Consider the following 22,462-nt stretch of genomic DNA (forward strand, 5'->3'; position numbering starts at 1 on the left):
ATGCCGCGAAGCTGGAGTCGCTGGCCGACATTTCAGCTCGTCCGGGCATCGCCAGCATTGGGATGCCGCCCGAATCGGGCGGCGTTCGTCGACTCTATCGCTCGTGCCGGCTCAAGTGGTGCTCAAGGCGCCCCACGAGGAGGGTCGCCGGGATGCAGACTGCTGCGTACATGAGGCCGGTCAGGACCATCACCGACATGTAGTTGAAGGTGTTGGAGCCGATCTCGTTCGCCACGCCCACCAGTTCGGGCAGGGCGATGGTGAAGCACAACGATGTGGTCTGCAGAATCACCAGGGCGAAGCCCAGCAGCGGTGGAATGGCGATCCGCAGGCCCTGGGGCAGGATGACGATACGCAGGGTATCGAGGTAGCTCAGGCCGATGGTGGTGGCAGCCTCCTGCTGTCCTTTGGGGACCGCATTCAGGCCAGCACGGATGATCTCGCTGGTGTACGAGCCGGTACACCAGGCCAGCGCGATGATCGACGCGGTGAAGGAGGAAAGTGTGAGTCCGGCCTGAGGTAGTCCGAAATAGAAGAACTGCAGCAGGATCAGCACCGGGCCGCCACGGCCTACCTCGATCAGGCACAGAACGAGGGCTCGAGTGGCTTTCGAGCGGGCGCCGACCGTCAGCGCGAAAAACAGCCCCAGGGGAATACCCACCAGGATGCTGACGCCCGCTACCTTCAGGCTGAGAAGGTAGCCGTCGACCAATTGCGGGAACCATTCGACCCACATGAGCAGCATCTCTTTCATCTTTCCACCTTCGCACGCAGTTTGATGTCCAGCCTGCGACTGGCCCACGCCATCAGGAAGCTCATCAGGAAGTAGAGGACGGCGGCCATCGCGTAAATGCTCAAGCCTTTGAAGGTTTGCTGGGATATGTAGTACGAGACCTGCGCCAGCTCCGGCACGCCGATCGCCGATGCCACGGCGGTGTCCTTCAGCAGGCCGATGCAGTAGGTAGCTGCGGAGGGCAGGGAGATGCGGAAGACCTGCGGGATGATCACGTCCCAGTACTTCTGCCGGAAGTTAAGGCCAAGCACCGCCGAGGCTTCGAACTGGCCTTTGGGTACTGCCGTCAGGGCGCCCCGGTAGACTTCGGCGAGGTTGGCCGCTGTGATCAACCCCAGGCCGATCACAGCGGCCACGAATGGATCGAGCTGAAAAACATGCTCGCTGAAGGCGAAGAAAATGAAGAACAGCCAGACGATGGGCGGGATGCTGCGAAAGGTCAGGATCAACGCAGCCGCCAGGTTCTTCAGAATACGGTTGCGCGATACCCGCAGGGTGCAGATCGGTACCGCCAGGATTGCCCCGAGCACGAATGAGCCGGCGGTCAGCGCGATCGTCCAGGGCAGGCCCTTGAGAATTGCGATAAAGATGTCGGTGTAGTTCATCAGCGATCTCGCACGGCTGTGAGAAATTGTCTGACCCGCGCATTCTGCGGGTTGCGCATCACCTCACTGCTCTTGCCCTGTTCGATGATGACGCCGTCTGCCATCACTACTACCCGGTCGGAGACGTTCTCTGCGAAGCGCATCTCATGGGTCACCACGATCATGGTCATACCCTCGTCGGCGAGCTCGCGCATCACCGCCAGCACTTCCAGGCCGACTTCCGGGTCGAGCGCGGATGTCGGCTCGTCGAACAGCATGATCTGCGGGTCCAGGGCAAGGGCGCGGGAAATCGCGATTCGCTGTTGCTGACCACCCGAGCAGCGCGAGGGGTACATCGACGCCTTGTTTGCCAGACCTACGCGGGCCAGCAACTGCATCGAGCGTTCGTCGGCCTCGGCCTTGCTGCGCTTGAGTACGCGGCGTTGCGCCAGGCTGACGTTCTCCAGCACAGTCAGATGCGGGAACAGATTGAACGACTGGAAGACCATGCCCAGCTTCTTGTGCAACTGGGCCAATTGCTGCTTGGTGACCGGGGCCTTGGCATCAATGGTCAGGCCGTCGACGGTTATCTTGCCCTCCGTCGGTGGTTCCAACTGGTTGATACAGCGCAACAGCGTACTCTTGCCCGAGCCGCTGGGACCGATGATCGCGACCACCTCGCCGGCGGACATCTCGAAGTTGATGTTGTCCAGAACCTTGATTGCGCCAAAGCTCTTTCCTACTCCTTCAAGACGCAGTATGGGCTTGGCATCAAGCGCCACTACTTGGCTTTGCGGATCTGCTTTGGGGAGGACTTTGTTCATATTGTTCTAACACCCGTTGAAGTAAGCATCTGGCACCTGGAGTTGCGCTAGCGAGGCAGCCTGGAGCGGGACGGTGCGATCCTCGGGACAACGATTCCGAGAGGCCTTCCTGGCATTTTCGCCTCGTATGTTTCGTCACCAGGAGGGTGATTAGACTCATGGGTACTAAAAAATGACCGTTGGGTTATTATGCACTCCGGTCCCACGGTGTCAAGCGGCGAGTGGCCATTCTTGGAATGGCTGAAAGCCTTGCAGCACTAGGCTTTCAGCAATATTTTCCGACTCCGGGGAAGATTGCTTGATGGATGGAGGTCGTTCATGCGCCTCCCTGTGAGCCAGTATCGGCCTGCCTGCCCTGGTCGATGTCGTGGTATTGATCGCGCAGCGGAGTGCCCGCACAGCGAATACTTCCCCTCCCACGGCTGTCAGGCAGGCGTAGCTGATTGGCAGATTTGCGCTTGAAAAATTGGGCGCTATCGCTGGCGTCCGAACCCTGCGAAGTGGTTCTACAAGGTTGCGAAGAGCTTGCGGTACAGCTCCGGGCGGCGGTCCGTCAGTTGGCGTACTTCGCCTTTCTCCCGGGACATGCGAAGGGTCTCCAGATCCAGGCTTGCGTGCAGCAGGCCTTCGTCGGCGAAATCCGAGCGGGCGAGGGTGCCATCCTCGATTTTGAAGCGGTTATCGATCGGGCATGCCACGAAGGCCTGGCCGCTGCAGCTCACCGGGTAGTCCCTGGGAATGCCCAGATTGCCGACCAGCGTTGAGACGCAGACGAACATCTGGTTCTCCAGCGCGCGCGCGTGCGCCGAGTGCCATACTCGCCAGGTGCCGCGCTGGTCGGTCAGAGAGGGTACGAACAGGACCTCTATCCCCTGCGCCGCCAGGTACTGTGTCAGCTCGGGAAACTGCACGTCGTAGCAGACTAAGAGGCCGCATTTCACTCCGTCGATTTCGAAGGCCAGCAGGGAGTCGCCCGGCGTGGTCCGGATGGCCTTTTCGCCGCGTGTCATGTGCAGTTTGTCTTGGCGCAGTTCGGTACCGTCCGGGGCGAACACGAAGGCACTGTTGACGCCTACGCCCTGTTCTTCGTGCCAGTAAGTGGCGCCGACGATGTGAATGTCGTATTGCCCTGCCAGGGCTGACATCAGGGCCTTGAACTCGTCGAACAATGGCGTCAGAACCTTGCGGTAGAAGGCCGCCACACCGGCGTTGTCCACGTTAGCCGCATCGGCGTCGGTCCAGAGCAGTCCCATCGGCAGGAATTCGGGCAGCAGCACGGCCTGGCTGCCGGCGTTGGCCGCTTCGGCGACGAAGCCTTCGACATGGGCGGCGAATTCGTGGAATGCGCTGTAGTGGCGAATGCGGAAGACGGCGATGGATACGTTCAGCTTGTTGTTCATTGGTTGCCGCTCTCCCACAGCGTCTTCAACGCTTTCTTGTCGATCTTGCCGGTGTTGCCCAAGGGCATCTCGTCGATCCGCAGGTATTCGCAAGGCAGTTTGAACTGCGCCAGGCGTTGGCTCGCGAACGCTTCCAGCTCCGTGTCGTCCGGGTTCTGGCCCGGGGCCAGGACTATGTAGGCCAACGGCAGCTCACCGAACTTGCTGTCGGGAATGCCGATCACGGCCGCGGCGAGCACGGCGGGGTGGGCGAGCAGGGCGTTCTCGACTTCTGCTGGTGCGATGTTCGCTCCGCCACGGATGATGATGTCCTTGATCCTACCCGTGAGATAGAAGTAGCCATCGGCGTCGACATGGCCCAGGTCGCCGGTTCGCAGAAGACCATCCTGGAAGGTGGCCTGGGTCAGCTCGGGGTTCTTGAAGTAACCATGAGTGGTGGCGGGGGCGCGTACCCAGATCTCGCCGGTCACCCCAGCGGCAACCGCTGCGCCGTTGCTGTCCACCACGATGATCCGCGCGCCGGGGGCTGCCTTGCCGATCGCTCCGTGCGGGACCCTTTCACCCTCGGCGTAGTATTTGCCGAATATCGGCCGTGCCTCGGTCAGGGCGTAGTAGTCCTCCAGCTCTTTGCCGAAACGCTGGGCGAAGCGGCTGCGCAGGTCGTCAGAGAGGGGGGCGCCCGCCGAGATGATGACCCGCATGTGCGACAGGTCGAAGTGCAGGTCGTTCTGCTCGGCGTACTCGAGCATCATGGAGAACATGGTCGGCACGCCCTGGAAGGCTGTGACGCGATGTTCCACTATGGCTTCCAGCGTTTCGCGCGGATGGAAGCGGCGCTGGATGATGATTTCGCTGCCGGCCTGCAGGGCCATCGAGCAGGAGGTCGAAAGGCCATAGAGGAAGCCCAGGGGCAGCGCCACCAGTAGCTTGTCGTCCGGCCCCATCTGCCACATCTCGATCAGCGAGGCGTTTCCTGCCACTTCGCTTTCCTGGCTGTACAGCACCGCCTTGGGGGTGCCGGTCGAGCCGGAAGTGTAGATGATCAGGAAGTCTTCGGTCGGCGCTTGGTTCTGTTCGTAGCGGGGCGCTGTGGTCATGTCGCGGGCGAAGAATTCGTCGACCAGCAGCAGGTCCACCTCGGTGCCGGAGATCGCGTCACGGGCCACTTCGCCAAGCCTGGCGTCGGTGAACAGCACTCGGGTGCCTGCGTGTTCGAGGATATAGCGTACTTCCTGACTGCTCAGGGCGGCATTCAGCGGCACGAAGGTACCGCCGATCTTCGCCATGGCGTAGTACAGCAGCATGATCTCAGGGCGGTTCTCACAGAACACGGCGACAGTGCCGCTGGCCGATGCACCGGCCTTCTTGAGCAGGTAGACGGTTCTGTCGATCTCTCGCGCCAGCTCACCGAAGGTGAACACCTTGTCTTCAAATCGCACAGCAGGCTGGCTGCTGCGTGCCTGTGCGTGCGCATCGATACTACTTACGATCATGTCCAGGGGGCCTCAGGTAAACACTAGCGCGAGAGATTGGGACGCGGCTACGCCGGCTTGCGGTGCATCATCACTTTCCACTCGCCGTCCTGCACGGTCTCGCCCCGCTGGTTGACCAGGGCCACGTGGAAATTGACGATGCCGACGCCCGGCTTCTTGGTTTCGCGTTTGGAGGCGACGGTTTCCCTTACATGGATGGTGTCGCCGATCTTGATCGGGCCACGCAGGTCCCAAGTCATGCCCAGGAAGGCGATGGCGGTGCCCTCCTTGATGCCCAGGCGGCTTTCCAGCCCGGTGGCGATGGCGAAGCCGGCCGGGCCGTGCAGGATACGACCGCCGAACACGGTATGCTTGGCGAATTCTTCGTCGGTGTGCACCGGGTTGTGGTCACCGGTCAGCGCGGCGAACATGACGATGTCAGCCTCGGTGATGGTGCGGCGTGGAGTGTTCCATTCACGGCCCACTTCCAGTTCATCGAAGTACAAGGCGTTTTGACCGATTCCCAGTTCGTTGTTTTCGGCAGCGCTGGTCATATTTTCGTGACTCCTGGTTAGACAGCTTGTTGGTTTTTGAATGCGGCGGTGGCTTGCGTCATGGTCTTGAAGCGCACGCCGTCGAGGGATTGCATGTAGCGGATCAACTGGTCGAGCATCTGGATCCGCGGCCCGCGCCCGATGATTTCGGGGTGGCAGGTGAGGGTGAACACGCCTTTCATGCCGTGTGCGTAGTCGAACTCGCTGACCCAGGCCTTGTAGACGTCGCTGGGCAGTCGCAGACCGGTATTCAGCGGGCGTGGGGAGAACTGGAAGTAGGGATAGTCGTCCAGCTCCCAGGCGACCGGGAACTCCACGATCGAGCTGGTTTCGCCGGGTGTGAATTCTTCTTCCGAGAGCTTGTCGTTGCAGCGCGCATAGAACAGCTGGAAGTCATCCGACATCAGGCTGCTGTCGTACGTCAGCCCGGCCTCTTCGAGCAGGCGGATGGTGTTGTCGCTCAGGTCCCAGGCCGGCGAACGATAGCCCAGCGGTCGTTCGCCAGCGACCTTCTCGAGGATCTCGATGCTCCTGTTCAGAAGGGCACGCTCATCATCGATCGCCATGCCCACCGGGGACTCGTGGATGTAGCCGTGGCTCGCTACTTCGTGGCCCTCGGCGACGATGCGCCGGACCATGTCGGGAAAGCTGCTGGCGGTGTGTGCCGGAACGAAGAAGGTGGCGCGCACGTCGCGCTTCTTCAGAATGTCCAGCAGCCTCGGCATGCCGACGTTGGCACCGTACTCACCACGCGATAACGGTGTCGGCGAGGTCTGCTTGAAGGTGCTCAGCCAGATGGCAACGGCGTCGAAGTCGAATGTCAGGCATACGGTGGTCATTGCGGTAGCCCCAGTACGTCGGATTCGGAGTCGTCGATGATGCGGCGGGCAATGACGATTTTCTGGATGTCATTGGTGCCTTCGCCAACGATGTACAACGGCGCCTCGCGATACAGCCGCTCGACCGCGAACTCGTTGATGTAGCCGTAGCCACCGTGGATGCGCAGAGCGTCTTCGGTGATCTCGCGGGCCGCTTCGCTGGCGAACAGCTTGGCCATGCCCGAGAGCATGTCGGCGCGCTCGCCGGACTGCTTGGCGCGAGCTGCCTCAGCGGTGACCAGACGGGCGGCGACAAGCTTGGTGGCCATGTCGGCCAAGCGCAGTTGCACGGCTTGGTGGTGGTCGATAGTGACGCCGAAGGTGCTGCGTTCGCTGGCATAGCGCTTGGCTTCGGCCAGGGCATTGGCGGCCAGGCCCACGGCGCTGGAGGCGATGGCGATACGACCGACCTCCAGGGCATCCAGCAGGTGACGCATACCCAGGCCCGGCTGACCGCCGACGATGGCCGAGGCAGGCACCTGCACTTTCTGCAGCAGGATCTCCATGGTATCCACCAGGCCGTAGGCCATCTTGTGGAATTCGCTCTCGACGCTGACCCCGGCGAATGCTTTCTCCAGCAGGAACAGACTGAGGCGGGGCTTGCCGCTGGCCGCGTCGACGCTGGTGCGGGCCAGGGTCAGCAGTACGGTCGCCTTGTCACCGTTGGTGACGAAGATCTTGTTGCCGCTGAGCTCGTAGCCGTTGTCGGTGGAGCTGGCGATGGTGGTGATGCTCTGCAGGTCGGAGCCAGCGGCCGGTTCGGTCAGCAGAAGCGCGCCACGGTGTTCGCCGGTGGCCATCAGCGGAAGGTAGTGCTCCTTCTGTTCCTGGGTACCGAACCTGGTGATGGCATAGGCGACGGTGCCATGACTGTTGATGTAGGCGGCCAGGGTGGTCCAGCCGGCGGCGATCACTTCCATGACCGCGGCGAACACTGGCAGGCGCAGATGGAGGCCGCCGAACTCTTCCGGCACTGCCAGCCCGAACAGACCCATTTCCTTCATGGCGGCGACCATCTCGGTCGGGAAAGTGCGGGTGCGTTCCAGCTCCTGTACGCGTGGACGGACTTCCTTGGCGATGTACTTGCGGACGCTCTCGACAATGTCCCTTTCGACATCGGTGAAATCAGCGAACTGGCTCATGCAGTCCAACCTCCATCAATAGCGATAGCCTGGCCAGAGATGTAGCTGGCCTCTTCGGTGGCAAGGAAGTAGATCAGGTTGGCGACTTCCTGGGCGGTGCCCTTGCGCTGCGCCGGAATGACCCGCTGGATCCACGACGGGTCTGCCCCGACGCCTCGCTGCATGAAGGCTGCGGCGGACTTCACGATGTTCGCCGAGTTGCCGCGCACGTTGGTGTCGATGGCGCCCGGGCATACCGCGTTGATGGTGATCCCGTACTGGCTATGGGTCTTGCTGATCTGTCGGGTCATGCCGACCACGCCGAACTTCGCCGCGGTGTAGGAGGTGCCATCGGCGCCGCCGATCAGGCCGCCGATGGACGAGGTATTGACGATCCGGCCATAGCGCTGCGCGACCATGTGTTTGAGCGCGGCCTGGCAGCCGAAGAAGCTGCCCTTCAGATTGATGTTGATCATCTGATTCCACAGCTCTTCGTTGGTCTCGTCGATACTGGCGAAGCCGTCGTAGACGCCAGCGTTGTTCACCATGATGTCGATCCGGCCATAGCGGTCGACCGCGGCCTGGACCAGGGCCTCGACTTCCCCCTGGACGCGCACGTCGGTGCGGATGAATTCCACTTCGCCGCCTGCGGCGCGAAGTTCGGCGGCGACCTGGACACCTGCCTCGTCGAGGATGCCGCCGATGAGGGTCTTCACACCGGATGCGGCAAAGGTCTTCGACAGCGCCAGGCCAATGCCGCTCTCGCCCCCGGTAACTACGGCCACACGGCCCTTGAGCTGGAACATTTCAGTGTCTCCGTTGAAAACTTCGGTGAGGCCGTGAGTCGCGCCGGCCTCACCCTGTCACTTGCCGAAGCGGGCAGAGCGGGAATACTTGCGGCGAACGTCCTGGTACTCCTCGGGGCGGCGCTGGGTCATCTGCTCGTAATAGCCCACGCGGTTGATGCCGTAGGCACCCTTGCTGTTGAGGAAGCCCAGTGACTCCGCCATCTTCAGGGCGAAGGTATTCGGGTTGAGGATCGCGGTCGGACGCCTGGTCCCGGTTTCCAGCAGCCACTTCTCGGTGGCGGCGGAAATGATCGTGCAGGAGAGGATGACGGCCTCGACGCCGCCGGACTCCATCGCCGCTTCGGAGGCCGCCAGGGCGTCTCTGGCCACGCCCTCGATGTCGTTGATCATGTCGGTCACGTGCCAATCGATGTAGCGAACGTCGCGGCACTGCGACTCGCCGCCGTACAGGCGCACCAGGTCCCGCATGTGCGCCGCGGATTTGCGGTGGTCGGTGACCAACAGATAGTCATGGCCGTAGTACGCCGCGTGCTGCATGGTGGCTTCGAGCGGGCCTACCACCGGTATGTCCACCAGCTCGCGCGCCGCGCGCACACCCGGATCGTTGCAGCAGCCGATGATGATCGCGTCAAAGCCCTGCTCCTCGGCCTGCAGAACGCACTCGAAGACTTCCTCTTCGACCAGATGCTTCGGATACCACCAGTCGCAGTTTTCCGGGCAATTCTCGGTATTGGTCACCACCAGCTCGTTGCCTTCGTTCAGATAAGGCGTGAGGGTTTCGCTGATCAGCCGGTTATACGCCGGAGTGCCGAATGGATTGATGAAGTTGATGCGGACGCCCATGAAGATGCCTGCCTTTTCGAGTCGGAAGTAGGTGGGTCTGTCTAGCGTACCCATTGAGATAATTTACGTACCGTTGGGTCAGTATGATTGAATCCTCGGTCGTGTCAATACCGCCGCAAGGCCCGCTTGAAGTTTTCCCACGACTCGTCTCTGGCAGCTGCCACAGCATCCGGAACGGGCGGATACGAGGAGTCGGCCAGCCGCTTGGCGGCAATTCGTGATGCCTGGCCCTATTGCCTAGCCAGGGGAATATTGAGTAAATTGAATACCCGGTGGTCAAATTTTTGGACTTAAAGGTCCCTACTGCCCACTCACCGTCGACCATCAGAGGACATGTCATGATTCAAGCGATCAACGCCGGCCCCGCCTTCGCAGGGGTGTCCCAAGCCACGCTGGCCTCGGAAGGCGACCTGCTGTTCCTTTCAGGCCACTGCCCCACCGATCAGGAGGGCAATGTCGTGGCTGGAACTTTCGAGGATCAGGTACGAGCGGTCTTCGAGAACCTAAAGGCTACGCTGGCTGCAGCCGGGGTGGGCTTCGAGGCGGTGGCCAAGTTCACCATGTATGTCACCCATTTCGAGCCGAGCATGCTCGCGGACATCCGCAAGGTCCGCAGTGACTACATCAACCCTGCTTGTCCGCCAGCGAGTGCACTGGTAACGGTGGCAGGCTTGTATGACGAAGCAGTACGTATCGAAATCGACGGTGTGGCCGTCGTCCCACGCAAAAACAAGTAGGTACTCGTGGAAATGGCTGAATTCGATGCTGTGATCGTCGGCGCTGGCCACAATGGCCTGGTCTGCGCGGCGTATCTGGCCAAGGCTGGTCACAAGGTCTGCGTCATCGAGCGCAGGAAGGTAGTTGGCGGCGCCGCCGTGACCGAGGAGCTGTGGCCCGGCTTCCGTCTATCGGTTGCCGCCTACTGGATGTCGCTCCTGCAGCCGAAGGTGATGATGGACCTCGATCTGCTCAGGCACGGAGTGAAGGTGCTTGATATTCCTCCGGGAATCCAGCCGTTCCGCGACGGCTCCTCCGTCACCTTCTGGGGGGACGAGAAGCGCATGTGTGACGAGCTGCGCAAGTACTCCGAGGCCGACGCGCAGGCGTACCCGCAGTTCGTCGCCCACATGAAGAACCTGGTCGTACATCTGCGCAAGCTGATCTACGAAGTGCCGGTGGACTTCACCACCGGCAAGGTCAAGGAACTGGCCAAGACTGCCGGCCTGGTCTGGCGCATGCGCTCCGCCGGTCCGATGTTCTATGACATCTGGGACCTGCTGACACTTAGCTGTCACGACTACTTGCAGCGCTGGTTCAGTAGCCCCGAGGTACTGACTATCTTCGGTTGCTACGCCTCGGGCAGTGGTGGGAACATCGGGCCGATGAGCCCGGGATCGGCCTATGTGCTGGCACGCCCCTACCTGCGCGAAAGCGATACTGAAGCCGGTCCAGGCGGCTTGGTCGAGGGCGGTATGGGTGCCATCAGCGAGGCGCTCAGGGCTGTATCGGAGGAGCATGGAGTGGAGATCCGCTGCGATGCCCCGGTAGCCGAGATCATCGTTGAGAACGGTTCGGCCAAGGGGGTTCGCCTGGCCTCGGGTGAGATCATCAAATCGCGCATCGTGGTCAGCAACGCCAACGCCAAGACCCTCTTCCTGCGCCTGCTCAGGCCAGAGCACCTGCCCATCTCAGTGATCGAGGCAGTGAAGCGCATTCGCACCACATCCAGTTGCTTCAAGATCAATATGGCGCTCTCCGGGTTGCCGCAGTGGACGGCGCTCAAAGGCCAGAGCCAGGCCCCCGGCTCGATCACCATCGCCGAGAACCTGGAAGAACTGCAGGATGCCTTCCACAGCGCCCAGCACGGACGCATGGCTGAGAATCCGTACATGTGGATCCTGACCCCCAGCGCGTTCGACAAGACTGTCGCGCCGGAAGGCAAGCACACCATGAGCCTGCTTGGCGGCCACGTACCCTACGAGCTGAAGGATGGCCGTGCCTGGGACGAGCAGAGCAAGGAAGCGCTCTTCGATATCGTGGCCAACTCCATCGAGCGCTACGCACCAGGTTTCCGCGAACTGGTCCTGCACAAGCAGGTGCTGGTCGCCAAGGATCTGGAGCAGATGTTCGACCTGCCGACGGGGCATGTGCACCACGGTGAGCTCAGCCTCGACCAGATCTTCTTCAAGCGTCCCATCGCGCACTACGCCGACTACAAGTCTCCGATCAAGGGGCTTTACCAGTGCGGAGCTTCGGCTCACCCGGGCGGCGGTGTAACCGGCGTGCCGGGGCACAATGCCGCACAGGTTATTCTTGCCGAACTGAAATAGCGTCTTCGTCGAACGACTTTCGCCCTCCCCGGGGTAGCCTTGGGGAGGGCGTTTTTCATTGGGGGCTGATGGTTGCCAGGATGATTCGGCAGATGTCGTTGGTGGCCTTGCCGATATCGGCGCCGTCCTGCGGCAGCCAGTCGATGACGCCGACCAGCATCGAGCGCACCACGTTGATCAGTCTGGCGATATCCGCGCAGTCACTGACTCCGAGGATCGCCACCAGGATCGCCATCTGGTTGCGCCGCAGGGCCAGCACGCGCTCACGCTGAGCGTCCGTGAGGGCGTGCAGCTCACGTGCACTCAGGACGCAGGATTGGCGGTTTTTCAACATGAAGGAAATGTAGTTGGTGACGTAGACCCGCAACTGTTGCTCACGGTCCGTCGCATTGCGGCTCTTTGCCTTGACCTTGTGCAGCAGCGTGGCCTCGTACTCTTCGACGATCTCGAAGAGAAGTTCTTGCTTGCTGTCGATGTGGTGGTAGAGCGAGCCCGCTTCCAGCCCCACGGCCGATGCCAGTTTCCTCAGGCTGACTGCATGGAAGCCCTGGGTGAAGAACAGGTCCACAGCTTCCCTGCGAATGTCACAGATACCAACCGTTCTTGCCATGAAGGTCCACCATCGGTTCTGTTGGCTGCGCTGGTTGATGGCCACCGGCATCTCTGAAAAAAACCTTGCAGCCCGTACGGGATGCAAGGTTCCTGGCGTTGCCTGGCACCTGGTGAAGTTACCAGCCGGCCTTGGCCAGTTCGTCGTTGAGCGAATGGCGCTCGCGGGCGTAGTCCACCGAGTCGTCGGGGATGACGCGGATGCGAACCTTGCTCTGTAATTCCTCAGAGATGTGTGCGACCACGCCAGGCATCGTCGAGATGACTGCCAGGCCGGTCATTTCCTGCGGGGTGAAGCCCATCTGGGCCAGGATCGCGCCCATCATGCCGACCTCGTTGATGACGATCTCCGGCTTGCCGGCCTGTTCGGTGAAGGCGCGGTGCACGGCTTCGTACCAGTCGCACAACTCCCCCCAGACGCCGGTTTCGATGGCGATGGCCTTCAATTGTTGCGCGCGTGGGTCTGTGAAGCGAAACACCGGGTGGCCGAAACCAGGCACGCGCTGCTTGCTGGCGCGCATCTGCGCGACCAGACGTCCCGCAGCGTCATCCAGGCTTTCGCCTTCAGCCAGTTGCGGCAGGGTGCTTTGCAGGAAGTTGCCGGTCTGGTCGGGAGCCAGGGAATACTCGCCGGCTGACAGCACGGCCGTGGCGAGACCGGCGACCATGCTCGGGTTGCTCGAGACACAGAAGCGCGCTGCGGCCGTGCCTGGCTTGCGCAGCGCGTAGTCGAGCACGGAACAGAGGACTGCGTCGGTCATCTTCGACTCGCCGGGGGTGGGCAGGCGGCCGCGAATCAGCAGGAAGGTGACCGTCGGGAAGCTGAGCTTGCCAATGATTTCACCCAGATCAAAGCCGCGAATGAACACGTTATTCGCATCCACGTCGCTGACGGCACTGCTCCAGTAAGCAGGTTGGTTAGACATACCGAATCCTCTAGCACCTTATGGTTGAGCCTCCCGGATGGAGGCGCGCGCAATAACACTGACCGTTGCGCATAACAAACTGTACGATGGGTCTAATTTTTTGTCTATATGGTCTGTGATTGGTTTCGGCCGCTGGAGTGGGGCTTGAGGAAAGAATTTGACTTGACGGTCTATAAAAAAGACAATTTGGACGGTTTATCCGACAAATCCATTCGTCCAGCGCCGGGCATGTTTCCGGGCCGGAGAAACCAGGCGGGTCAGCAGAGGCCGTTGCACATGGATACTTACAAAGGGGTGGTCTACCCCGCGCAGACGGATGCCATGGGCCACATGACAGTGCAGTACTACGTCGCCGCGTTCGATCAGGCGATGTGGCATCTGGTGGCAGCGTTGGGCTACAACCCGGACTGGCGCCATGAGCGCAAGGAGGGGTGGGCCGATGTGCGGCACGAGATCAACTACCACGACGAAATAAGAGTAGGGGATCTGTTCTCGGTCAGGAGCGAGGTGAGAAAAGTCGGCAAGAGCTCTCTGGTCACTCACCATCGACTGATGAATACTTCCAACAAACTTTGCGCTGAAATCGAAATGACCTCGGTCTATTTCGACCTCGAGAAGCGTGTCTCCAAGGCCTTGCCGGAGGCGCTGAGGAACACCGCACAGGATTGGCTGTCGCGCCAATCCACCATGAATTGACTGCCGCCAGGAGGCTATCTTGACTCAAGAACTTCGTGAGCAACTTCGGGATCAGCTCAAGCAGAAGAAACAGGCTTACGTTCAAGACGAGATCCTGGCTTCTGCTGCCACCCTGTTCGCCGAGAAGGGGTTCAGGGCCATCACCATCAACGATGTTGCCGCCAGCCTTGGCTACACAAAGTCCGTCGTTTACTACTACTTCAAGAACAAGAACGAGATTCTCTGGCAGATCTTCGATCGTATGCACGACACCTATATCAATACGATCACCGAGATCATCGGGAAACAGCGCAGCAGCAGCGAAACCCTCAGGGAGATCATCTACAGCCATGCGCTGAACGTGATGCAGCGCAAAGACTGGACGGCCATCTACTTCCGTGACGAGAGCGAGTTGGAGGAAGGTCAGCGCGCCACCATCCTCAAGCGCAAGCGCGAGTACGACAAACTCATCGAAGAGGTCTACCGCAAGGGGGTGAGCGAAGGTGTATTCAAGGACATCCCTACGCATATCGCCGTCACTGGCTTCATGGGCATGTGCAACTGGCTGCATACCTGGTTCGACGACAAGGGCCCGCTGAGCGCCGAGCAGATCGCCGAGCATTACTGCGACATCCTCGCCGGCGGCTACAGCAAATAGTCGACGCAAGAAGCAAACAAGGCGCCCAGCGGGCGCCTTGTTTTTTCCGGCTGCCGTTACTGGTCTGCGTAGCGGGCGGCGCCGGTGTCGGCGGCGCTGGTTTCCAGGTTGTATTTGGTAAGGATCTTGGCCATGCCGCCATCCTTCAGCTCGGCGATCGTGGCGTTGAAGGCAGCGCCCAGCTCGGGGTTTTCCTTGTTGAACAGGTAACCGGTCTGCGCAGCGTAGATCGATGACTTAACGCGTGGATCCTGATCGGCGACCTTGATCTGAATGTCCTTGGCCAGGCCGCCCTGGCGTTGTGCCTCGACGCCGATGGCGTAGGTATTGACCGCCGCCTCGATGCGACCGGTGGACAGGTCCTGAGCCAGGGCGACGGCGTTCGGGTAGAGGCTCAGGTCGTTGCCGTACAGGCTCTTCAGCTCCGGCACCCATAGGTATCCCTGCACGGTGCCCACCTTGCGGCCTTTAAGCTGGTCGAACCTGGTTGCACCGTCGCGCGAATAGATCGAGGTCTGCTCCAGATAGAGCGGTTGGGTGATGCCCAGAACCTTCTCGCGTGCGGAGGTGCGGTACCAGGCGCCTACGGACAGATCCGCGCGCTTGGCTACGACGTACTGGATGGCTGCGGCGCTGTCGGTGACCACATGGTTCACCTTCAGGCAGTTCTCCTGGGCGAACTTCTTCACCACCTCTGCGTCGATGCCCATGAACTCGCCCTTCGGGCTTTTGTAGGCGAAGGGCGGGAGGATCACCGAAGTGACCGTCAGTACGCCGGGAGTGATGGTTTTGAAGTCGTGTTGCGGCTTGCAGTCTTCTGCCTTTACCCCGCTGCTCACTGCCAGTGCCAGCACCGCCATTGCAGGCACGGAGAGCAGCTTGTTCAGCTTATTTTTTTTCATTGCCTCGCCTCGAATTGGTTGGTCGCATCCCTTGCGGATTCAGGTCTTCGAGCTCCCGCATACCCATCGGCACAAAAAACATACCGTTCGGTCAGTATGCGCCAACTGACGGTCCTGTCAATAGCAACTCGACTCGACACAGGCATATGGGAGCGATGTCGACGAAAAGGGGCAGAGGGAGCGGCTGCAACGAACTGCATATGCTTGACAGCGCGGCGAATTTACCAATACTGACCGTCAGGTATATAAAAAAGACTTAATGGTATTTCTACCCAGTGCGGTCTTTACAGAGAGGGGCTCAGATGTTTGATCTAGTCGGAAAGGTAGCTGTGATCACCGGTGGAGAGAGCGGCATCGGCCTCGCAATTTCCCGTAATCTGGCGGCGGCCGGTGTGAAGGTGGTGATTGGTGGCATTCTCCAGGAGGCCGGTGACAAGGCTGCCGCCGAGATTGCCGCAGTTGGCGGCGAGGCGCTGTTCATCAGGACTGACGTGCGCTCCCAGGCCCAGGTCGAGCATCTGGTGCAGAGCGCCGTCGAGCGCTACGGCAAGCTCGATATCATGGTCAACAACGCCGGGGTTTTCGATGGCTTCGCCGATGTGCTGGAAACCACCGAAGAGTTGTGGGACCAGATCACCGGTATCAACCTCAAGGGCTGCTTCTTCGGCTGCCAGGCCGCACTCAAGCGCATGCTGCCCAATGGCACCGGGCGGATAATCAATACCTCGTCCATCGGCGGGCTGACCGGCAAGGCCGACGGCGCGTCCTACACCGCCTCGAAGTTCGCGGTGATCGGTCTCACCCGGCAGATGGCGAGTTCGCATTCGGAGTCGGGTGTTACTTTCAATGCAGTGTGCCCCGGGGTTATAGCCACCGATATCCGCGGCAATTCGGCCGCGATCCTGCCATCGGCCGCTCACTTGATGAACCGTGGTGTAGGTGCGGCTGATCCTGAGGCTTACAAGAAGTCCATTCCCGCACGCCGCAAGGGCACCGCGGATGAAGTGGCCGCCGCGGTGCTGTTCCTGGCATCGGATGAGGCCAGCTACATCACCGGTCACTCGTTGGTGGTCGACGGCGGATTCGTCTGTTGACCTCTCACCGCTGAGCCGTTGGTGCGGACCGGCACTGGCGACCCCATGAAAAAGGGAAGCGACTCACTCGCCTCCCTTTTTTATTCACTCCTTACTCATCAAGCATGGCGTTGAGGTTTTCCATGACCTCGACATACTCGCCGAGCATTTCCGCGAAGATTTGCCGAACGCTGGTCTCCTGCTGCATGTCGCCGACGATCTGCCCTACCGCGTAGGTCCAGTAGTCCATGCGCCGAACCCGCTCGGCACGACGCAGCGGTTCGCCGCCGAGGATCGATTGCAGCGGGAAGGTCAGCGGTTTCACGTCGGCAGACTTGTCCCAGGCCTCGGTATAGTTGCTGCGCAGGATGCGGCAGTTCTTGCCGGTCAAGGCCTTGCTGACGACCGCATCTTCGGACTTGGCTTCGAACAGGCGCTCCCTCATGACCGGGGTAAGGTCACTCTCCCGCGTACCCAGCCAGATCGAACCGCACCACGCGCCGGCGGCACCCAGGGCCATGGCAGCGGCGAACTGGCGGCCACGGCCGATGCCGCCGGCGGCCAGGACTGGTATCGGCGCCATCGCATCGACCAGTTGCGGCCACAGCACCATCGAGCCAACCCGACCGACATGGCCGCCGGCTTCAGCGCCCTGGGCTATCAGCACGTCGACGCCGACTTCTTTCTGTTTCATGGCATGGTCGATGTTGCCCACCAGCGCGCCGACCTTGAGGCCATGCTCGTGTACCAGGTCGACCACATGCCTGGGGGCCGCGCCCATGGCGCTGACGATGAACTTGACCGACGGATGCCGCAGTGCGATCTGCAACGAACGCTCGCTGTCGCTGGGAGTCATCTTCATCTTATCGGCATGTTCCCGGGCGAATGCCTTGGCGTCGTCCTCGGGTAGCGGAGGGATGCCGGCTTGGTCCATCAATTGGTTGACGAACTGGCGGTGCCCTGCCGGCAGGATCTTCTCCGGATCGCGGTCGTCGGTGAGCGGTGCGAAGGTTCCCGGGAACACTATATCGACCCCGTAGGGCTTACCGTCGATCCGCTCGTCTATCCATTTCAGCGACACCTCCAGTTCTTCGGGAGTCATCCAGGCGGCGCCAAGGATGCCCATGCCGCCGGCCCTGGATGCTTCCAGCACGACGTCGCGGCAATGGGAGAATGCAAAGATCGGCAGATCGATTCCGAACATTTCTGTAACAGCGGTACGCATTTGTCTGAAGCCTCTCCTGTGGCCGGTAGCCCGGCCTGGTTGACCTTTATGGCGGACGACGCCCCACTCGGGACGACTCGCGAGAGCAGATTAGACTTGCAAGTCTTTTTTGTATACCTGTTAGTCAAAAAGCGCTACATTCGATGCTCGTCGTTGCTGTACTGATGGTGTTGCGCGGCCAGGCCCCGACTTTGGGGAGCGCGGCACCCCGGGTATCGGGGATCGCATGAGCTGCGCTCCAGCATCGGGTCGGCACGAACCTCACCTGAAGTGGCCGCGTGCACGGCTGGCATCGAAGGAGCGTCGAATGCATATCGTGGTAACCCTCAAGCAGGTTTATGACCCGAACACTGCACCCTCGTTGTTGGGTGTTGGCGCGGATGGCAAGACACTGGAAATCCGCTCGAGCATGAGCCCCGTGCTCAATGGCTACGATGCGAACGCAGTGGAGGAGGCGATACGCCTCAAGGAGGCTCTGGGCGGCAAGGTCACCGCAATCAGCGTCGGCGACGAGTCGTCGGTCGCTCAGCTGCGCCGAGCGCTGGCCATGGGCGCCGACGCTGCGGTGATGATTCCCGGTCCCACCGGCCTGGCCTGCGACAGCGACGTCATCGCCGAGCTGATCGCCGCAGCCGTGGGCAGGCTCGATGACGTCGATCTGATTCTCTGCGGCAAGGCGGCTTCGGATACCGACGCCGGGCAGACCCACCTGTTTCTGGCCGAGAAGCTCGGTTTCGCCTCCGTATCCCCGGTCCGGGCCATCCATGAAGCTAGTGCCGAAACGCTTGTCGTCGAGCGGATCGGTGATGGCGTCGTGCAGCGCATGCGCGCGCGCCTGCCATTGCTGCTCGGCATCTCCAACGAGATCAACAAGCCCCGGGCCCCTGCTCTGAAGGGAGTGATGATGGCCAAGAAGGCGCAGGTACCGAACTGGTCGGCTGCCGACCTTGGGTTGGCAGGGCTGCAGCCAAAGAGCGTGGTGCGGCGCCTGTACATAGAGCCGCCGGTGAATGTGCAGACCGTGATGATCGCCGAGGGCTCCGACAGGGCCAATGGCCGCGCACTGGCCGAATGTCTGGTAGCCGAGGGGGTGCTCTGATGAGTGGGATTCTGGTTCTTGGCGAGGTTCAAACCGGCGCAGGTGTGGAGGCATTGAGCGAGGCCGTGGCGCTCGGCCAGGCACTGGCCGCGATGGCGGAAGCGAGCGTTGTCGGCGGGTTGCTCGGCCAGGACGTCGGTGAGTCGGCCGAGCGCCTGGCGCAGTATGCTCTGGCTCGGGTCGTGGTCATCGATGATCCCCGCCTTGGCGACTGCACCTGCGAGCCCCTGGTGGTGGCCGCGGCGAAAATCGTTGAAGCGACGGCGCCGGATGTGGTGCTGGTTCCGCACAACTCCAGCAGCGCCGAGTGGGCCGTGCGCCTGGCGGCGCGCTTGGGTGCGGGTCTGTTGAGCAACTGCAGCGCGATTGTTTTCGCCCAGGGAGAGGTCAGTGCCACCCGCGCCGTGTGTGGCGGCGCGGTGCAGGCTCAGTGGTCGCTCCAGGCTCCGCTCAAGGTGCTTACCCTGGCGCCCGGCGCCCACGCGGAGCCGGCCCAGGCCGGGCAGGCTGCTATCGAAACGCTCGCGCTCGGTCCGCTGGACAATCCCGTCGAGTTGCTGGAGGTGATCGCCGAAGCAACTGGGGCTGGCCCGTCGCTGCGCACCGCGCGGGTAGTCGTTTCCGGCGGCATCGGCATCGGCAGCGCGGAAAACTGGTCGACAATCGAAGACACGGCGAAGTCCATCGGCGGCGCCGTCGGCGCGACGCGCGCGGCCGTCGAAATGGGCTGGGCACCATCCTCGATGCAGGTCGGCTTCAGCGGCCTGAAGGTCAATGCCGAGGTCTACATCGCCGCGGGCATCTCCGGCGCGATACATCACCTGGCAGGCATCGCCCGCGTGCGGAACGTGATTGCGATCAACAGCGATCCCGAGGCGAACATCTTTTCCGTATCCCGTTACGGCGTGGTTGGCGATGCCAATGAAGTGCTACCGGCATTTTCCGCGCGCCTGAACGAGTTGAAGAGCAAGTAGGTGAATGTCATGGCTACCGATGTAGAACAATTAGTCATTGTCGGCGCAGGTACTGCCGGATGTAGCGCCGCCCTGGCGGCGATAAGGGCCGGGCTGAAAGTCATGCTCATCGATGAGCACCCGCAAGGCTCCTCGGCCATGAGTCTCGACGCGCCATACTTCTACGGCGCCAGGCTGGCGCCGGTACTGTCTGACGAGGGCACCGTTGCCGATCGGGTGTTGGGTTCCAATGATGCTTTGATGGAGTGTCTGGAGGCCGGGGTCGAAGTCCTGGTGAACACCTGCGTGTGGGGCGTATTCATCCCCGGCCCGAACAGCCAGCACCTGGGGGGCCGGCAACTGGGGCTGGCCGATAACGAGAAGTCGTGGATCGTTGGCTTCGACAACCTCATCCTGGCCACCGGCGCGCGTGATCTGGTGCTGTCATTTCCCGGTTGGCACCTGCCCGGCGTGCTCGGCGCCATGGGTGCCGCGAACCTGCTGGGTAAGTATCAGGCTCTGGGCGGCGAGCGGATGCTCGTACTCGGCTCCGGCAACACGGCGCTGCGGCTGGCAGCCCAGGCGCTGGATTCTGGAGTGACGATCGCCGGCATCGTCGAGCCGGCCACCGAGGTTCAGGGTGACAGCGCGTTGAGGCAGCAGTTGGAAGAGCAGGGCGTTGCCTTCTTCACCGGCCAGACGCTGGTGCGTGCACTGGGCGTGAACGAGGTGTCCGGCGCACAGTTGAAGTCGCTGGGCGACGGGAGCGAGCAGAGCATCCCCTGCGACACCATCTGCATGGCGTTCGGCCTGGTGCCCAACATCGAGTTGGGAGCGGTCGCAGGCTGCGCCCATGAGTTCGACACGGCCCGCTCCGGATGGGTCCCGAGCCTCGACGAGCAGATGCAGACGAGCGTGCCGGGGATCTTCGTCATCGGCGATGCCTCCGGGGTCAGCGAGGCGGCTCTGGTCGACGAGCAGGTCGCCGTACGCCAGGCGCAAGTCGCGGTGGCGGAGATTGCCCGGCGGGAAGGCCTGCAAGCGGTCGACGTCCCCCGGACCCTGTCCGAGCCGGCGTCCGCTTCGAAACCGGTCTATCCGCCGGAGCTCTGGCTGCAGTCGTTGGTGGCTGCCGGCGGCATGGATGTGATGGTTTGCCAATGCGAAGAGGTCAGCCGTCGGGAGCTGCTTGAAGTCCGTGCCCCCCGCTATGTATGCGACGGCGCCAGCAGCCCGGCGAACGCCGTGCGGACGCTGGTCGCCGACGGCAGGGCGAGCCAGGACATGCTCAAGCGCATGACCCGGGTCGGTATGGGGCACTGCCAGGGCCGCCGTTGTCGCGAACACTCCGCGATGCTGGTGGCCAACGCTGCGCAACTGTCGCTGTCCAGCGTTACTCCGGGCAGCTACCGCGTTCCGGTACGGCCATTGCCACTGACGATCATGCGGGCGCATGACGAACCCGCGTCCATTCGTGAGCACTGGCCAACGTGGCTTCACCCTGTCGAGGGCGAAGTGACGGGAACCCATTAACTCCGCAGACCAGTTGAGCAGGTTGAACGACACATGCAAACGGCAGACGTAGTAATCATTGGCGCGGGGATCACCGGGTTGTCCTCCGCCTACTGGCTGGCCAAGGCGGGGGCTCAGGTGATTGTCCTCGACAAGGGCCTGACCGCAGGTGAGGCATCGTCCCGGGCCACCGGCTTCCTCAGCCTGCGCGGCGAGCAGCCAAAGGAATCGCCGCTGGCCGCCGAGGCGGAAAAGCTATGGAACACCCTGGACGAAGAACTCGGTTACCCGACCGAGTGGAAGCAGCAGGGGCGCCTGTGGGTCGCCACTAATGAAGCCGAATGGGCCGGCATGCAGTCGACCTTTGAGCTCTTCTCCACCACCGACATCGCTTTCGACCTGATCGATGGGGAGCATTGCCGGAAACTTGCGCCGTCCCTCAGCAAGGGCGTGGTGGGGGGCATCTACACCGCCCGATCGGGACATGGCAATCCGCAGAGGACCTCCCAGGCATTTGCCTGGGCCTTCCAGGATCGCGGTGGGGTGATCCTTGAGAACAGCCCGGTCACCTCTATTCTGGTCGAGGGCGGAAAGGTCAAGGGCGTGAAGACGCCCAGCCAGACCATCCACGCCCCCGTGGTGGTCAACTGTGCCGGGCCGCAACTGGCCAAGGTGGCTCGGTTGGCGGAGGTCGAGGTGCCCATCGCCACCGTGCGCCTGGAGTCCATGGTGACTGCACCTCTTCCGCCGTTGTTCGACGTTGCGATGGTCGGCAACGGGCTGTCCCTGCGCCAGACCCGGCGCGGCAACATCCATTTCAACGGCGGCCCGCATGAGTGGATCGATGTCGAGCTGACCGGCGAAACCTCCCGGCCCAACACTCCGATCGTGCGCAGCATCGCAAGGCGCCTGGCCGAGCTTATGCCCTCCATCGCCAGCATTCCGCTGCTGCGCTGCTGGGCTGGAGTGGTGGACGTTACGCCCGACCAGGTATGCATCGTCGACCGCCTCGGCACTCCCGAGGGACTGATCATCGCTTGCACTTCCGGTCATGGCTTCGGCATGGCGGTGAGCGTCGGTGTGGCGGTTCGCGACCTGGCCCTGGACGGCTGCACCTGCCTGCCGATCAGCGAGCTCGGGCTCGACCGCTTCCGCACCTTGCCCTCGAACTGGAAGGAACTGCGCCGCTGGCAACCGGGCGCCTACAACACCTGAACACGCA

General features: G+C 61.9%; 23 protein-coding genes. 9 read left to right on the forward strand and 14 right to left on the reverse strand.

Annotated elements, in window-relative coordinates:
• Positions 1-94: 94 nt before the first annotated feature.
• The 10 genes from OU419_RS10860 to OU419_RS10905 form a co-directional block, all read right to left on the reverse strand.
• Positions 95-754 (reverse strand): amino acid ABC transporter permease, encoded by a 660-nt coding sequence (locus OU419_RS10860; protein ID WP_254472162.1) that lies wholly within the window; start codon positions 752-754, stop codon positions 95-97.
• Entirely contained in the window at positions 751-1,398 is a 648-nt protein-coding gene (locus OU419_RS10865; RefSeq protein WP_254472163.1) for an amino acid ABC transporter permease, read from the reverse strand. The genes OU419_RS10860 and OU419_RS10865 overlap by 4 nt, the downstream gene beginning before the upstream one ends.
• Positions 1,398-2,201: an amino acid ABC transporter ATP-binding protein gene (locus tag OU419_RS10870; protein WP_302328957.1), complete on the reverse strand. Its 804-nt coding sequence runs from the start codon at positions 2,199-2,201 to the stop codon at positions 1,398-1,400. The genes OU419_RS10865 and OU419_RS10870 overlap by 1 nt, the downstream gene beginning before the upstream one ends.
• A gap of 506 nt (positions 2,202-2,707) precedes the next feature.
• The gene (locus OU419_RS10875; RefSeq protein WP_254472164.1) at positions 2,708-3,601 is read right to left on the reverse strand and encodes a nitrilase-related carbon-nitrogen hydrolase; all 894 of its coding nucleotides are present in this window, start codon (positions 3,599-3,601) and stop codon (positions 2,708-2,710) included.
• Positions 3,598-5,094, reverse strand: a complete 1,497-nt coding sequence (locus OU419_RS10880; protein WP_254472165.1) for a class I adenylate-forming enzyme family protein — start codon at positions 5,092-5,094, stop codon at positions 3,598-3,600. The genes OU419_RS10875 and OU419_RS10880 overlap by 4 nt, the downstream gene beginning before the upstream one ends.
• Positions 5,095-5,141: 47 nt before the next feature.
• Positions 5,142-5,627, reverse strand: coding sequence for a MaoC/PaaZ C-terminal domain-containing protein (locus tag OU419_RS10885; protein ID WP_254472166.1), 486 nt, complete (start codon positions 5,625-5,627; stop codon positions 5,142-5,144).
• A 17-nt stretch (positions 5,628-5,644) separates the two neighbouring features.
• Positions 5,645-6,466: a polysaccharide deacetylase family protein gene (locus tag OU419_RS10890; protein ID WP_254472167.1), complete on the reverse strand. Its 822-nt coding sequence runs from the start codon at positions 6,464-6,466 to the stop codon at positions 5,645-5,647.
• The gene (locus OU419_RS10895) at positions 6,463-7,647 is read right to left on the reverse strand and encodes an acyl-CoA dehydrogenase family protein (RefSeq protein ID WP_254472168.1); all 1,185 of its coding nucleotides are present in this window, start codon (positions 7,645-7,647) and stop codon (positions 6,463-6,465) included. Before OU419_RS10895 ends, OU419_RS10890 begins: the two co-directional genes overlap by 4 nt.
• Positions 7,644-8,432 carry an SDR family NAD(P)-dependent oxidoreductase gene (locus OU419_RS10900; RefSeq protein ID WP_254472169.1) on the reverse strand — a complete coding sequence of 263 codons (789 nt, stop codon included), beginning with the start codon at positions 8,430-8,432 and terminating at the stop codon, positions 7,644-7,646. Before OU419_RS10900 ends, OU419_RS10895 begins: the two co-directional genes overlap by 4 nt.
• Positions 8,433-8,489: 57 nt before the next feature.
• A complete protein-coding gene (locus tag OU419_RS10905; RefSeq protein ID WP_254472170.1) occupies positions 8,490-9,278 on the reverse strand; it encodes an aspartate/glutamate racemase family protein in 789 nt (262 codons plus the stop codon).
• 338 nt (positions 9,279-9,616) lie between these two features.
• Between OU419_RS10905 and OU419_RS10910 the strand changes: the two genes are divergently transcribed.
• Together OU419_RS10910 and OU419_RS10915 are read left to right on the forward strand one after the other, a co-directional pair.
• Positions 9,617-10,015: a RidA family protein gene (locus tag OU419_RS10910; RefSeq protein WP_254472171.1), complete on the forward strand. Its 399-nt coding sequence runs from the start codon at positions 9,617-9,619 to the stop codon at positions 10,013-10,015.
• A gap of 12 nt (positions 10,016-10,027) precedes the next feature.
• Positions 10,028-11,608, forward strand: coding sequence for a phytoene desaturase family protein (locus tag OU419_RS10915; RefSeq protein WP_254472172.1), 1,581 nt, complete (start codon positions 10,028-10,030; stop codon positions 11,606-11,608).
• Between the two features lie 55 nt (positions 11,609-11,663).
• Here the strand turns inward: OU419_RS10915 and OU419_RS10920 are convergent, their stop codons facing one another.
• Both OU419_RS10920 and OU419_RS10925 read right to left on the reverse strand, forming a co-directional pair.
• The gene (locus OU419_RS10920) at positions 11,664-12,269 is read right to left on the reverse strand and encodes a TetR/AcrR family transcriptional regulator (protein ID WP_254500524.1); all 606 of its coding nucleotides are present in this window, start codon (positions 12,267-12,269) and stop codon (positions 11,664-11,666) included.
• Positions 12,270-12,336: 67 nt separating this feature from the next.
• Positions 12,337-13,143, reverse strand: coding sequence for a citryl-CoA lyase (locus OU419_RS10925; protein WP_254472174.1), 807 nt, complete (start codon positions 13,141-13,143; stop codon positions 12,337-12,339).
• 162 nt (positions 13,144-13,305) lie between these two features.
• Between OU419_RS10925 and OU419_RS10930 the strand changes: the two genes are divergently transcribed.
• Complete coding sequence (locus tag OU419_RS10930; RefSeq protein WP_254472175.1) at positions 13,306-13,839, forward strand: acyl-CoA thioesterase; 534 nt, start codon at positions 13,306-13,308, stop codon at positions 13,837-13,839.
• 19 nt (positions 13,840-13,858) lie between these two features.
• Positions 13,859-14,476 (forward strand): TetR/AcrR family transcriptional regulator, encoded by a 618-nt coding sequence (locus OU419_RS10935; RefSeq protein ID WP_254472176.1) that lies wholly within the window; start codon positions 13,859-13,861, stop codon positions 14,474-14,476.
• Between the two features lie 56 nt (positions 14,477-14,532).
• On the opposite strand, the gene OU419_RS10940 is transcribed toward OU419_RS10935, so the two are convergent.
• Positions 14,533-15,378, reverse strand: a complete 846-nt coding sequence (locus tag OU419_RS10940; RefSeq protein WP_254472177.1) for a substrate-binding periplasmic protein — start codon at positions 15,376-15,378, stop codon at positions 14,533-14,535.
• A 302-nt stretch (positions 15,379-15,680) separates the two neighbouring features.
• Here OU419_RS10940 and OU419_RS10945 point away from each other — a divergent pair, with 302 nt between their 5' ends.
• Entirely contained in the window at positions 15,681-16,472 is a 792-nt protein-coding gene (locus tag OU419_RS10945) for an SDR family NAD(P)-dependent oxidoreductase (RefSeq protein ID WP_254472178.1), read from the forward strand.
• A 91-nt stretch (positions 16,473-16,563) separates the two neighbouring features.
• Here the strand turns inward: OU419_RS10945 and OU419_RS10950 are convergent, their stop codons facing one another.
• Entirely contained in the window at positions 16,564-17,676 is a 1,113-nt protein-coding gene (locus OU419_RS10950) for an NAD(P)H-dependent flavin oxidoreductase (protein ID WP_254472179.1), read from the reverse strand.
• Between the two features lie 307 nt (positions 17,677-17,983).
• Here OU419_RS10950 and OU419_RS10955 point away from each other — a divergent pair, with 307 nt between their 5' ends.
• From OU419_RS10955 to OU419_RS10970, 4 genes are read left to right on the forward strand one after another with little or no spacing between them, the layout of a single operon-like run.
• Positions 17,984-18,775, forward strand: coding sequence for an electron transfer flavoprotein subunit beta/FixA family protein (locus OU419_RS10955; protein ID WP_254472180.1), 792 nt, complete (start codon positions 17,984-17,986; stop codon positions 18,773-18,775).
• Between the two features lie 53 nt (positions 18,776-18,828).
• Positions 18,829-19,749 (forward strand): electron transfer flavoprotein subunit alpha/FixB family protein, encoded by a 921-nt coding sequence (locus tag OU419_RS10960; protein ID WP_254472181.1) that lies wholly within the window; start codon positions 18,829-18,831, stop codon positions 19,747-19,749.
• A gap of 9 nt (positions 19,750-19,758) precedes the next feature.
• Positions 19,759-21,261, forward strand: coding sequence for an FAD-dependent oxidoreductase (locus OU419_RS10965; RefSeq protein ID WP_254472182.1), 1,503 nt, complete (start codon positions 19,759-19,761; stop codon positions 21,259-21,261).
• A 33-nt stretch (positions 21,262-21,294) separates the two neighbouring features.
• Positions 21,295-22,455 carry an NAD(P)/FAD-dependent oxidoreductase gene (locus tag OU419_RS10970; protein ID WP_254472183.1) on the forward strand — a complete coding sequence of 387 codons (1,161 nt, stop codon included), beginning with the start codon at positions 21,295-21,297 and terminating at the stop codon, positions 22,453-22,455.
• The last annotated feature ends 7 nt before the right edge of the window (positions 22,456-22,462 follow it).

The sequence above is a fragment of the Pseudomonas triclosanedens genome, assembly GCF_026686735.1.
GTDB classification, from domain to species: domain Bacteria; phylum Pseudomonadota; class Gammaproteobacteria; order Pseudomonadales; family Pseudomonadaceae; genus Pseudomonas; species Pseudomonas triclosanedens.

Coding starts and splice junctions, on each gene's coding strand:
- OU419_RS10860 (WP_254472162.1), bottom strand. CDS start 754: ATGAAAGAGATGCTGCTCATGTGGGTCGAATGGTTCCCGCAATTGGTC.
- OU419_RS10865 (WP_254472163.1), bottom strand. CDS start 1,398: ATGAACTACACCGACATCTTTATCGCAATTCTCAAGGGCCTGCCCTGG.
- OU419_RS10870 (WP_302328957.1), bottom strand. CDS start 2,201: ATGAACAAAGTCCTCCCCAAAGCAGATCCGCAAAGCCAAGTAGTGGCG.
- OU419_RS10875 (WP_254472164.1), bottom strand. CDS start 3,601: ATGAACAACAAGCTGAACGTATCCATCGCCGTCTTCCGCATTCGCCAC.
- OU419_RS10880 (WP_254472165.1), bottom strand. CDS start 5,094: ATGATCGTAAGTAGTATCGATGCGCACGCACAGGCACGCAGCAGCCAG.
- OU419_RS10885 (WP_254472166.1), bottom strand. CDS start 5,627: ATGACCAGCGCTGCCGAAAACAACGAACTGGGAATCGGTCAAAACGCC.
- OU419_RS10890 (WP_254472167.1), bottom strand. CDS start 6,466: ATGACCACCGTATGCCTGACATTCGACTTCGACGCCGTTGCCATCTGG.
- OU419_RS10895 (WP_254472168.1), bottom strand. CDS start 7,647: ATGAGCCAGTTCGCTGATTTCACCGATGTCGAAAGGGACATTGTCGAG.
- OU419_RS10900 (WP_254472169.1), bottom strand. CDS start 8,432: ATGTTCCAGCTCAAGGGCCGTGTGGCCGTAGTTACCGGGGGCGAGAGC.
- OU419_RS10905 (WP_254472170.1), bottom strand. CDS start 9,278: ATGGGCGTCCGCATCAACTTCATCAATCCATTCGGCACTCCGGCGTAT.
- OU419_RS10910 (WP_254472171.1), top strand. CDS start 9,617: ATGATTCAAGCGATCAACGCCGGCCCCGCCTTCGCAGGGGTGTCCCAA.
- OU419_RS10915 (WP_254472172.1), top strand. CDS start 10,028: ATGGCTGAATTCGATGCTGTGATCGTCGGCGCTGGCCACAATGGCCTG.
- OU419_RS10920 (WP_254500524.1), bottom strand. CDS start 12,269: ATGCCGGTGGCCATCAACCAGCGCAGCCAACAGAACCGATGGTGGACC.
- OU419_RS10925 (WP_254472174.1), bottom strand. CDS start 13,143: ATGTCTAACCAACCTGCTTACTGGAGCAGTGCCGTCAGCGACGTGGAT.
- OU419_RS10940 (WP_254472177.1), bottom strand. CDS start 15,378: ATGAAAAAAAATAAGCTGAACAAGCTGCTCTCCGTGCCTGCAATGGCG.
- OU419_RS10945 (WP_254472178.1), top strand. CDS start 15,681: ATGTTTGATCTAGTCGGAAAGGTAGCTGTGATCACCGGTGGAGAGAGC.
- OU419_RS10950 (WP_254472179.1), bottom strand. CDS start 17,676: ATGCGTACCGCTGTTACAGAAATGTTCGGAATCGATCTGCCGATCTTT.
- OU419_RS10955 (WP_254472180.1), top strand. CDS start 17,984: ATGCATATCGTGGTAACCCTCAAGCAGGTTTATGACCCGAACACTGCA.
- OU419_RS10965 (WP_254472182.1), top strand. CDS start 19,759: ATGGCTACCGATGTAGAACAATTAGTCATTGTCGGCGCAGGTACTGCC.
- OU419_RS10970 (WP_254472183.1), top strand. CDS start 21,295: ATGCAAACGGCAGACGTAGTAATCATTGGCGCGGGGATCACCGGGTTG.